Genomic DNA, 12,481 nt, shown 5'->3' with positions numbered 1-12,481 from the left:
TAGACTAAGTAGCTTCTAGAAAAAATGTTTTAAAAAATTTGTATATATATTAACTGAATATTTTCCCAATTTTTAACTACTAAATGATATAATTATTACATTAGTGGAAAAGAGTTTGGGGGGATAAGAATGTATTTTATGAACACGACAGTTTATATTGAGGGTAACGACAAATTAAGACTACCTCAAGTAGAAGCTTATCTAAAAATAAGTTCGTACTTTAACAGTCAATACCCGAATAGAGAAGCTTTAGTAGTGTTGCCAACTGGTGCAGGTAAAAGTGGATTGATATCGATTGCTCCATATGGCGTTTCTATGGGAAGAGTTTTAATCATAACTCCAAATAAGGTTACACGTAGGAGTATTTCTAAGACAATGGATGCTCTAGATGATAATTTTTTAGTCAATACTAATGTCATCTTTGACATTGCAGATAGTCCTGTTCTTTTACCGTATGAAAATGATGTATTAGAGAGTGAATTATATAGTGCAGATATTATATATACAAATGTACAAAAGCTTAATCAAAATTATGAAAACTCTTTAATAAATAGAGTAAAGCCAGACCACTTTGATATGATTATAATCGATGAAGCACATCACGCACCTGCGAATACTTGGCAAAATGCTATAAACTATTTTACAGAAGCTAAGGTACTGCATGTTACTGGGACTCCCTATAGAGGTGATGGTGTAATCGTTCCCGGGGAAAGAATACATTCAACCCCTTTATCTGAAGTAATGGAACAAAGGTATGTAAAATGGTTAAGAAATAAAACGTTAAATTCTGAAGAAATATTTTTTAGGATGGAAAATGGAGAAGTGTTAGATATTGAAGCGGCAAAAACTTTGAAAGAGGATGAGTGGATTAGAAAATCCGTTGCTCTTTCTGACGAATGCTCTTTAGAGATAATAAAAGAAAGTATTAAACATCTGAATGATTTGAACTCCATATCTCCTGACGTTCCTCACAAAATAATGGCAGCTGCGTGCAGTATAAAACATGCTGAAAGGTTATATGAACTTTATTCACAACAAGGCGTTGAAGCAATTCTTATTCATAGTAATATGCCTAACGATGAGCAAGAAAGTAGATTTAAAGCAATAGAACTACATAAATGTAAAGTGGTTATCAACGTGGGAATGATGGGTGAAGGTTATGACCATAAGTACTTAACCATTGCAGCCCTTTTTAGACCATATAAAAGTCTCAACCAGTTCGCTCAGATAATAGGACGAGTATTAAGAGCTATTCCAGAAGATGAGGTTAGAAGTCATGAAATTGATAATAATGCATTGGTATTATATCATGAAGAACTCGGGTTAGAGAAATTATGGGCTTATTTCAAAGAGGAAGTAGAAAACGTAGGAAAATATAATCGGGTAAGAGAAATAAATGTATCTGATGAAGACTTTGAACGTAAAGAGAGCATATTTGGACAAGTAATTGTAAAGGGTGAATTAGTAGAATCAGTTGATTCGTTTAGTTCGAAAATTGATTTTAATAAAGCATTTGAAAATGCAAAGCAGGCTATACAAGAAGAGTTGGATGAAAAAAGAAAACAATTAGAGGGTATGGGTTGGGAAAAAGAAGATATTGAAGAGGCATTAGAAAAAATTCAAAGAAAAAGAACTAGGATTAAATCACATGAAATCAATCAACTATATAATGAAAAGAGACCTCTTGAAAGAAGGAAAATGATAAGAAGATTGTTAAATGAGAAAATTCAACTACTGGCTGTAGAAGTTCTTCAAGACAGTGGTATTGAAGCAAAAGACAATTCTCTTTATTCAAGTTTTAAAACGACAATTCCATTCATAAAACAATCATATAAAAATGATGGAATATTAGTAATATATATTAACACAAAATTAAAAAGAAAATTTTCAAGCAGGGATGAAATGGAAATAGATGATTTATACGCTGCAGAAAGTTACTTATTTGGTCAGCTAAAGGAAGAAGTGGAGTTGATATTAAATGGAATCACCGCAAAATAACATAAAACATACTGTCCAAGAACTAGTCAAGCTTAGGTTAAATAAAGGTGTCAGCCCTGTTGAGCTTGCAACAAATATTTATAATGAAGAATACTCAGAAATAAAACTTAAAAGAAACTTCGATAAAATTCTTTGTAATGTTGTATTTTATGATCAGGAACTCTTTGGGGATAAATCGGTAAAATATGAATATCTGTATATTTACAATAAAGATTTATGCCTTGAGGAAATACAACAAAAAAAGGGTAAGAAAACCGCAGTGACATGGAGTAGAAAAAAAGAGGAAGAACTACTTTTAAGAGACATTGCAGCTGGATTAAGGCAGATTGAAAATGAGACTGAGGTTCGGTTAATATTAAGTACTTTCCCAGCGGAGTTAAAAAACTTGATTAAAAACTCTTTATTAAATGAAAGTAAGGTTGTATAAAAAATAAAAGTAATAAAGTAGGAAGTCTGGAAGAGTATTATAGCTCGTGATAAATGGTTAAACTATAGCCCTTCTCGATGAGATGGGCTCTTGTTATTCAATAGTGGTATAATTTATTTACTAAATTTTATAGAAGGAGAATTAACAGGATGGCAAAAATTCAACCTAAAGTGTTTGATAAAATAATCGAAATCGTAGAATCATTTGGTGAAAAGTACATTGCAGAAGGTGGATTGAAACGGACTGCTTTAGTAAATGATTTACGTAACTATGATGAAACACTTATCTCAGCTTTGATGAAAGATGATTACATAAATGAGCATTATTTCAAGAAAATTGCAGAAAAAGATATCTTCTTATTTGACCAATTTGTAGACATGTTACAATACCGAGACTATTGGGAAACTAGTTACACTAAATATGAAAATCAAATTGGTTTCAATTCAGGTGGAAAGTATTTATCTGAACAGCAAGATGTTGTTTTGGATTTCCCTTTTAAAGATGGTTTTCTAAGTGCTGCAATGAGTAAAGAGGATATAGGCTATGACGAATCCTTTTTCAATGAAGTAATTGAAAAGGATGAAATAGATGTAATGTTAGATAAAAAAATATTAATTAATGTTACTAAATTTGATGAACATGGAGAACAAACTGTGTCTGATTTCAATGATGAAAATTTAGTAATAAAGGGAAACAATCTTTTAGCATTACATACATTAAAGGAAAAATATCGAGGCAGAATAAAACTTGTATACATAGATCCTCCATATTATTTTGAAGCCAAGAAAAAGGAAGATACCTTTAAGTACAATTCAAATTTCAAACTTTCAACATGGCTAGTTTTTATGAAAAATAGACTGGAAGTGGCTAAGGAATTATTAAGCGAAGATGGGGCTATTTTTGTACAAATTAGTGATGACGGTGTGGCTGAATTGCACCGATTAATGAAAGACATTTTTAACGAACCAGGGAAGAATAACTTTATTAATAAAATTACAGTAAAAACAAAGTCACCTTCTGGTTTCGCTAGTGTTAATGCAGGTGTATTTGAAACTGCAGAATACATCATTGGATTTGCAAAAGATAAGCCTAATTGGACATATAATCCTCAATTTGTTGAAACATCCTATGACTCTAACTATAAATATTATGTTAAAAATAAACAAGATGATATCTCTCAGTGGGAAATAGTAAGTTTAAATGACTACCTACCGACACTTTTCGGTTATGAAAACAAACAAGCATTTGTTGATGAACTCGGAAAAGATGTATTAGAAAAAAAAATGAGTGATTTCGCTTTAGAAAATGCTGATTCAGTTTTTAGATATACTGCAATTGGAAATGATGCAGGTCAAGAAATTGTTTCTATGCGAAATATTTCAAAGGGAGATAAAGATACAATTTATAAAATTCAAAGAGAAACTCATTATGACGTAATAGTTCATAATGGGCAGGAAATTGCTTTCTACTCTAAAAAGGTTAGAGAAATTGATGGTAAAAAAGTGCCGAGTATACAGTTAAGTAATATTTGGATGGACACTCCATACGAAGGGATTGCAAAAGAAGGGGGAGTTACCCTAAAAGGTGGTAAAAAGCCTGAAAAGCTTATTAGAAGAATTATTGAGATGGCTAGTAACAAAGGTGATATTGTACTCGATTTCTTTGGTGGTTCGGGCACAACGGCTGCTGTTGCACATAAGGTTGAACGGAAATATATTACTATTGAACAGCTTGACTATGAAGAGAATAGTCCTTGGAACAGATTAAAAGATGTTGTAAGCGGTGAAGACCAATCGGGTATTTCTAAGATTGTCAAATGGAATGGTGGAGGAAGTTTTGTTTACACTGAATTGTTCCCCAAAAATATCGGTTATCTGATTGATATAATAAAAGCAAATTCGATTAGTGAATTAAAGGTTGTTTATGACCGTATGATACAAGGGTCGGACACACAGGAGAAAGCGGATATAGATTTCCGTGCTGATTTAACCAAAATTGATTGGAGTCGTGGCACTGAAGAAAACCGTAAATTACTTATTAAGATTATTGAGAAAAACCAACTATATTATAATTTGAGTGAAATAGATGATTCGAATGTTAGGGAACTCATTAGTGATTCTGACTACGAATTTAATAAGAGTTTCTATGGAGAGGAGGCTTAACAATGTCTTCAAAACCTAAGAAAAAGAAGCAAATATCTTTACCATTACTAGACGAGCTTAAAAGACACGATGCGTCATTATTTAATGAAAATATAGCTTTTCAGGTTCCTGAATATGTTAATAATAATCTAATACATGATTTACGTGATTATCAGGAAAATGCAATTAGATTTTTCCATTACACTCAAACGTTTAATGATGCACGTAATATCAATCATGTACTGTTTAACATGGCAACTGGTTCTGGTAAAACAGATTTAATGGCTGCTCTCATCTTATTTATGTTTAAAGAATATGGATATCAAAATTTTGTTTTTACAGTAAATACAAATAGTGTACTAAATAAGACTATTGACAATCTCACAAATAAAGCGTCAAATAAATATTTATTCCAGCAAACAATGGAGATTAATGGTGAACGTATAAATATCATACCTGTAACTAGGTTTCCTGTTGAACAGTCTCAGAATGTGATTTATTTGAAGCTTTCAACGGTACAGTCTTTATCAAACGATTTATTTATTCCTGCAGAAAATTCAATGTCTGAATTAGAATATGGTCGAAACAAGGTTGTAATACTTGGGGATGAAGCACACCATTATTCTGCTTCAACCAAGAAAGAAAAAGATGAGGAAAAGACTTGGGAAGCTGCAATTAAAAGAATACTTAATGCAAGAGAAGACAACAGGTTAATGGAGTTTACCGCTACTATTGATTTGGAAAATAGGAATATTTATGAGAAGTATAAGGATAAAGTTATTTATCGTTATACATTAGACAAATTTATGTTTCAGGGCTTTTCTAAAAACGTAAAGCGTATTGAAGGCTCTGCAGATGATAGAGATAAGATGTTAAACGTAGTATTGTTGAGTGAATATAGAAGATACACAGCATTGGCTAAAGGGATTCCAATTTTTAAACCTGTTATAATGTTTAAGTCTCAAAATATTAAAGCCTCTAACTATTCTAACGAAGTATTTAACGAGATGATTGAAGGTTTGACTGTTGAGGTACTTAACCAGTTTATACTACGTCAACAAAAGTTGGATGATAGTGAAAGTTCAACATTGAATTATGCTTATCAGTATTACTTGGAACATAGTGAAGAACTTCCAACTATATTACGTACAATCAAACGAGAATTTGAACCTAGACGAGTGTTAAATGCAAACGACTCTGACCGTGGAGCAGGTATGCTGGAAAAAGGGCAATATCAGGCACTCAATTCTTTAGAAGATGAAGATAACTTGTATCGTGTTATATTTGCAGTTGCAAAGCTAACTGAAGGTTGGGATGTGTTAAATCTTTATGATATTGTACGAATAAGTGAAAATGCTAAAGGTGATAAAAAGTCTACGATGTCTGAAGCACAGTTAATTGGACGTGGTGCTAGATATAATCCATTTATCTTAGAGGGGCAGTCTTCCTATAAAAGAAGGTTTGAAGACGATTCACATGACAGCTTATTGCTTGAAACTCTTCACTATCATACAATCAATGAGCCGCAGTATCTGAAAAATTTAGTTAATTCACTAGAAGCATTGGATTTACCTAGTGGAACAGATGAGAAAAACCCTCCACTCGAAGTAAAGGTGAAATCAAGTTTTAAAAGAACTGACGTTTGGAGACATGGAAAAATCTTTTATAATCAGACCATTGTTGTACCTGACTCTTATTACACTGACTTGTCAAAATACGGGGTTCAAAGTATAAATGACGTAACGCTACCTTGGTCGTACTCTTCTCGAGAAGTAGATTATAAAGAAGAATCGACAAGTTTAAAAACACATCCAATTGTAGTTAAATTAGATGACAGGTACTTTAAAAAGGCTATGCAAAAGCTTACATTCTTTCGGTTTGATTCGATGAAGAGGTACTTACCAGAGTTGAAATCAAAAGAAGAATTTTTGTATGGTGAGAATTGGTTAAATATAAAAAAGTTAACGCTACGGGTAGAAGCGCCGATTGAGTTTGCAGAAAGTGACTTGACTAGCAAAGATAAGTTAAACATTGTAATGTCTTATCTAAGCGATATTGAAACAAAGATAATTAAAGGATATTCAAGTGCACGTGGTAGTAACAATTTTATTGGTTATCCAATTAAAGAATATCTTACTGATTATAGAAAGCGTGTTCCAAAATACGACTCTTTAAAGGGGAATCGTAGTCAGATTGTTGAGCCACGTAAGATGTTAGGTGATGAGAAAGACTGGTTTGTTTATAACCTAGCAATTGTTAATGAACTTGAATATGATTTGATTCAAAAGATAGGCGAGCGTGTACAAGAATTACGAGGGAAATATCCAGAAACTTATTTATTTCGTATGGATGAGCAAATGAATAGAGAAACACGTAAAGGTGAAAATCTTAAGTTGCACCAGTTCCAACAATCTGAGCAAGTGAGGTTTGAAGGTTTTCAGCCTGACTTTATTTTGTACCTTAGGAATGCTGAATATTATATACAAGTATTTATTGAACCTAAAGGTGGAGACTCTAGACGCATGGAAAGAGAGCAATGGAAAGAAGAACTGTTGACCTATATTACGGAACATGAAGCTGAATTAGTATTCGAAGATGAAGTTTCGAATGTAAAAATAAAAGGTCTAAAATTCTATACTGATAAAGATGGACGTAATATGTTTAGTCAACTGGCACAGGTTGTATTAGATAAAGACCATTTTTCAGGACTGTCTTATGAACAAGAAAGTAAAGTTGCTGAGCTACCTTTGCTTTATGATGATGATAAATAAAAATAGGACTAGTCGTAATAAAGAAAATCTATGCACTAGCGAAACTTTTTAAAAATAAAAGAAAAGAAACAGCAGTCACTTCTTAAAAGGCTGCTGTATAAATAGAATTAGAAACATTTAATTTTGTTATATGTGCTTTTCGACTGTAATCCCGTGCCTATTTCGTGCCAACTTGATATTATAATCCATTTTAAACCATTTGAAGAATGGCTATATATCAAAGGTTTGAGCGGCTTTGTTGTTAATCATTACGTCCCATTTCGAGCAAACTTAATCAAGTTCGAAATGGAAGGTTCGATTGGTTAATTCATTTTAAATATATAAGGAATAAAAAAACTACCCTGATAAAAAATCAGGGTAGTCATTTTTATATAAAAAGATGTTGTGCCTTTAGGTATTTTTAAAAAAGTTATATACTAACTCCTAGTTTTGCACCTTCGTAAATAGCATCTGTTATATTTCCTGCTTTATTTGCATCTCCGATGGTGTGTATTTTCTTACCTGTTTCCTGCATTGGTTTTTCTAAAGGATTATATGATTTTGTACCAACTGCGAGAATAATTGAATCAAAACCTTCTAGAGTTTGCTCAACCCCTTTTTGTTCTACAGTTAGACTTCCTTTAGTAAGGGATTTTACTTTAGTGTTTGTTAAGATATTAACACCATATTTAGTTAATCGCTGATGGGTTAAATAGCGAATATCACGATGTTCTTCTTTTGCAATTTCATCGCTCATTTCCACAATGGTTACGCGGCGAAATTGGTTAGCTAACATTTCTCCCGTTTCGACACCAACTTGTCCACCACCGATAATGACGATGTTATCACCTGCTAATTCTTTTCCTTCTAGGATATCGATAGCTTGTACAACACCAGCTTCATCGATACCTTCAAAAGCTGGCTGAACGGGTACACCACCAGTAGCCAAGACAATTTCATCGAAGTCTTTAACGGTATCAGGAGTTGCCTCCACGCCAAATTTAAAAGTTACACCATGTTTTTTGCCTAGTGTCATATACGTTTGGACAGCTTTCAAGATTTCCTGTTTATATGGAGGTCTTGCACCAACTGCAATTTGTCCACCTGGTCGATCTGCTTTTTCAAAAACAGTTACAGAATGACCACGCTTAGCAGCTACCCATGCTGTTTCAAGCCCTGCAGGACCTGCACCGATAATTGCGATTTGTTTTGGCTTTTCAGGAGAAATAAACTTAAGAATTCCCTCTTTCCCTGTAAATGGATTATAAGTACAGGAAACCCCTTTATCCCATTCATCACGGCCGCCTCCGCTTGCGCATCTCTGGAGACAAGCTACACAAGGAATTATCTCGTCAATCCGGTTCTCTTTCACTTTATTTGGGAATTCAGGATCAGCTAAAGAAGGTCTACCTAAAGAAACGATGTCAGCAGATTCAGAAGCAAGGATATCCTCTGCAATATAAGGGTCAACAATACGTCCTGTTACAATGACTGGGATTTGAAGGACTTCCTTAATTAATGCAGAATTTTCGGCATTAAATCCAGGAGGAATCGCTTGAGGAGCCAATGTTTTATAGCTAGTACCGTGAGCACCTCCTATCGAAACACTAATTACATCTGTCCCAGCTTCTTCTAGTGTTTTTGCAGCTGTTCTAGCTTGCCTAACACCCCAGCTGTCATGCTCGGATTCTTCTGCACTAATTCGAACACTAACTGGAAAATCATCACCACATTTTTCTTTTATTTTCTTAACGATTTCCGTTGCAAATCTCATGCGATTATGAAAATGTCCCCCGAACTCGTCCATTCGTTTGTTCGAATATGGTGACATAAATTGTGCGATGATGTATTGATGTGCACCATGAAGCTCTACGCCATCGTATCCAGCTTCTTTCGCTCGAACAGCTCCATTGGCAAATTTCTCAATCAATTCATATACTTCCTCTGTCTTTAACTCTCTAGGAATCTCCTTGTTTGCTGGACTTGCAACGGGGGAAGGTGCAACTGGCTGATTACCAGTAACCATGGAGTAGGACAGGCGTCCAGCATGTTGTAATTGACAGAAAATTAACCCATCATTTTTATGGATTTCTTCTGTCAACCGTTTATGACCTGGGATAAATGAGTCGTCCCAGATACCTAACTGACCAGGCATAGCCATGCCAACTGGATCAATGCAGGTAAACTCCGTAAAGATAAGCCCGTAGCCGCCTTTTGCCCTAGCAACATAGTAATCGATAGTTCGTTGTGAAACTTGTCCATTAGATTCTCCTAAGTGGGACCCCATAGCAGGAACAATGAAGCGGTTTTTAAGTTTAACAGTCCCAATATTTATGGGTGATAATGATTTTGAAAAAGCCAATAAAATCTCTCCTATTCTGAATTTAGATTCAATAATAGTTTTCCCTTGTAGTGAGGTTAATAAACGGAAAGTTTAGTGTTCTATTTTTGGAAAAAGCTTCATTCAATTAAATGTTGCTATTTTTAAACTCATCCTTTGAACTTGAACTCAAGTCTGTTTATGTATGATAATGTTCCTATGCAGTAATTTGATTCTTATAGATTATTATTCTAGATAGTAATGTTAAAACAAATTATTACACAAGTGAATATCTATTTTGTTATATTTATTAATAACTCTGGAGGGCACGCAGCCTCAAATGCACAACGGTTTGTCGACAGATTAGGTCTAAAGTATAGTGGCTTGGCACCTCGACAATTAGGACTATTTGATGGATAATAGGAGACGAATGTCGAAAAAGAGCGAATACTTTAATGCCGACATTATAAATGGATAGTTAATGATTGAATAAGGAAGCAGGCGTTACATAATGGAATGGCTTGTACTAGTAGTGTTAGGTCTCTTTGCAGCTATGTTAGGCAGTGTTATGGGACTTGGTGGTGGAATTATTATTGTTCCTGCACTGATGCTTTTGGGAAATTACAGTACTATTTTAAATGGAATCACACCACAAGTAGCTGTTGGAACTTCCCTCTTAATTATGATATTTACAGGTTTGTCTTCTACACTAGCTTATTTAAAACAAAAAACAGTTGATTTCAAAAGTGCACTAATATTTTTCTCAGGAAGTGGTCCTGGAGCTCTGTTTGGTGTTTGGTTAAATAAAGGCATTCAAACAGATCCTTTTCTTATCTTATTTGGAATATTTATTGTTATAGTTTCATTCATCTTAATGATGCGAAAGCATATTAAACCATTAAGACGGAGGCCTAATGGCGTAAATCGAATTTACATTACACAGCAAGGAAATACAATTGAATATGGCTATCAACGGATCATCGCAATTCCAATTGCCTTTTTTGTAGGGACGTGTTCAGGGTTATTCGGCATTGGTGGTGGCTCATTAATGGTTCCAGCCATGATCATATTATTTGGATTTCCTCCACATCTTGCAGTAGCCACGTCCATGATGATGATCTTTTTATCATCTATTCTAAGCTCTGCATCACATATTGCACTAGGTAATGTAGATTGGCTTTATGCATTGGCGCTTCTACCTGGAGCGTGGTTTGGAGGCCAACTTGGAGCTTTAATTAACAGAAAGCTGGCAAGTGAAACAGTTGTAAATCTCTTAAGAATTTTCCTTGTTATCATAGGTATCAGGCTTATATATCAAGGAATTACTGGGTCTTAAAGCTGAGAACGAATATGTGGGGGGATACTCTTGTCAACAAAACAACTTCGCATTTTACATACGAATGACTTACATAGTTCGCTTGATAATTGGCCCTCTGTTGTAAGTTGGTTAATTAGAACTCGTGAAGAAGCACTGCAGAATGGAGAAGATGTTCTTCTATTTGATATAGGAGATCATGCTGATAGGGTACACCCCATGACGGAAGGGTTGTTAGGAAAAGGGAATACATCACTTCTAAATCAACTTCATTATGATGCAGTAACAATTGGAAATAATGAGGGAATGACTTTTTCAAAAGCAGAGTTAAATAGCTTATATGATCATGCTAACTTTCCTATATTACTCGCAAATTTGTTTCATGAGAGTGGAGAACGCCCTCAATGGGCTGAGCCCTATCGAATCATAACGACGAAGAGTGGAATTAAGGTTGGAGTGACGGGAGTAACTGCACCTTTTTATACATTTTATAAAACTTTAGGTTGGAATATTGCAGACCCACAGGAAACACTCACACCCATTGTTTCCATGCTTCGGCCAGAGGTGGATATTCTAATATGTTTATCACACCTTGGTCTATTTGAAGATGAGAAGCTAGCTGAAGCATTCAATGATTTTGATTTTATTCTTGGTGCTCATACGCATCATGTTTTACCAGAAGGGAAAAAAATCGGGAATACATGGATTAATCAGTCAGGAAGATCTGGAAAGTATACAGGGAATATAAAAATGAGCATAGATACAACAACCGATGCCGATTTATTGGAGCTATCAAATATCGAAGTAAGGTCAGAAAAGATCGATACAAATATGCCGGATGCTTCTACAGAACATTTACTAAAGGAGCTAACGGAAGAAGCACTTATAAAGCTTAATGAAGAAGTTACAGTCTTGAATGAAAAAATGGAAGTGGACTGGCATAAGGAAACTCCAATTATAAGGTTGCTTTGCCAGGGGTTGAAAGAGTGGTGTAAAGGTGAGATTAGCATGTTGTGTGCTGGTGTCCTGTTAGAAGATCTAGAAGCTGGTCCAATTACTTTAAAGGACTTGCATAAAATTTGTCCGCACCCCATCAATCCTGCAACAGTAATGATTTCGGGTGAGAGATTGTTAGAGATTATTAGACAAGCTCAGAAAAAGGACATGATAGAATATGAACTAAAAGGATTTGGCTTTCGTGGTAAGATTCTTGGAGCAATGGTTTTTGATGGAGTTGTCATTGATCATGAAAGACCATCCACTTATATACAAGACAAAGATATTTTAATTAATGGAGAGTCATTATCAAAGGATCGACTTTATAAATTAGCAACACTGGATATGTTTACTTTTGGCCACTTGTATCCAGCTCTTAGTAGTATTAAGGAAAAACAGTATTATATGCCTGAGTTTCTTAGGGACATTCTCGCTTGGAAGCTTAAAGGTAACTACTAATTAACTTGTCAGCAGATTGGACTTACACCATCGACCTCATTTTTCATAGGCTATTAGTGGCATAGCACTGAATGT

General features: G+C 34.5%; 7 protein-coding genes. 6 read left to right on the top strand and 1 reads right to left on the bottom strand.

Annotation, left to right across the window (positions count from 1 at the left end; all coding sequences use genetic code 11):
• Positions 1-129: 129 nt before the first annotated feature.
• The 4 genes from BW724_RS17310 to BW724_RS17295 all read left to right on the top strand — a co-directional run bounded on the left by BW724_RS17310 (position 130) and on the right by BW724_RS17295 (position 7,337).
• Positions 130-1,998 (top strand): DEAD/DEAH box helicase, encoded by a 1,869-nt coding sequence (locus BW724_RS17310; RefSeq protein ID WP_088076399.1) that lies wholly within the window; start codon positions 130-132, stop codon positions 1,996-1,998.
• Positions 1,979-2,425: a hypothetical protein gene (locus BW724_RS17305; RefSeq protein WP_088076398.1), complete on the top strand. Its 447-nt coding sequence runs from the start codon at positions 1,979-1,981 to the stop codon at positions 2,423-2,425. Before BW724_RS17310 ends, BW724_RS17305 begins: the two co-directional genes overlap by 20 nt.
• A gap of 149 nt (positions 2,426-2,574) precedes the next feature.
• Entirely contained in the window at positions 2,575-4,587 is a 2,013-nt protein-coding gene (locus BW724_RS17300) for a site-specific DNA-methyltransferase (protein ID WP_088076397.1), read from the top strand.
• 2 nt (positions 4,588-4,589) lie between these two features.
• A complete protein-coding gene (locus tag BW724_RS17295; protein WP_088076396.1) occupies positions 4,590-7,337 on the top strand; it encodes a DEAD/DEAH box helicase family protein in 2,748 nt (915 codons plus the stop codon).
• Positions 7,338-7,746: 409 nt separating this feature from the next.
• On the opposite strand, the gene BW724_RS17290 is transcribed toward BW724_RS17295, so the two are convergent.
• Entirely contained in the window at positions 7,747-9,678 is a 1,932-nt protein-coding gene (locus tag BW724_RS17290; protein ID WP_088076395.1) for an FAD-dependent oxidoreductase, read from the bottom strand.
• A 469-nt stretch (positions 9,679-10,147) separates the two neighbouring features.
• On the opposite strand from BW724_RS17290, the gene BW724_RS17285 reads away from it, so the two are divergent.
• A complete protein-coding gene (locus BW724_RS17285; protein ID WP_088076394.1) occupies positions 10,148-10,972 on the top strand; it encodes a sulfite exporter TauE/SafE family protein in 825 nt (274 codons plus the stop codon).
• Positions 10,973-11,002: 30 nt separating this feature from the next.
• A complete protein-coding gene (locus tag BW724_RS17280; RefSeq protein ID WP_088076393.1) occupies positions 11,003-12,406 on the top strand; it encodes a bifunctional metallophosphatase/5'-nucleotidase in 1,404 nt (467 codons plus the stop codon).
• Positions 12,407-12,481 lie beyond the last annotated feature (75 nt).

Origin of the sequence: Litchfieldia alkalitelluris (assembly GCF_002153425.1) — a bacterium.
GTDB lineage: Bacteria > Bacillota > Bacilli > Bacillales > Salisediminibacteriaceae > Evansella > Evansella alkalicola.
Note: the sequence above shows the minus strand (reverse complement) of the source record. Positions and strands in the feature narration are given on the sequence as shown.

Bases quoted from the DNA above. Each gene is read 5' to 3' on its own strand.
- BW724_RS17310 (WP_088076399.1), top strand. From the start codon at position 130: ATGTATTTTATGAACACGACAGTTTATATTGAGGGTAACGACAAATTA.
- BW724_RS17305 (WP_088076398.1), top strand. From the start codon at position 1,979: ATGGAATCACCGCAAAATAACATAAAACATACTGTCCAAGAACTAGTC.
- BW724_RS17300 (WP_088076397.1), top strand. From the start codon at position 2,575: ATGGCAAAAATTCAACCTAAAGTGTTTGATAAAATAATCGAAATCGTA.
- BW724_RS17295 (WP_088076396.1), top strand. From the start codon at position 4,590: ATGTCTTCAAAACCTAAGAAAAAGAAGCAAATATCTTTACCATTACTA.
- BW724_RS17285 (WP_088076394.1), top strand. From the start codon at position 10,148: ATGGAATGGCTTGTACTAGTAGTGTTAGGTCTCTTTGCAGCTATGTTA.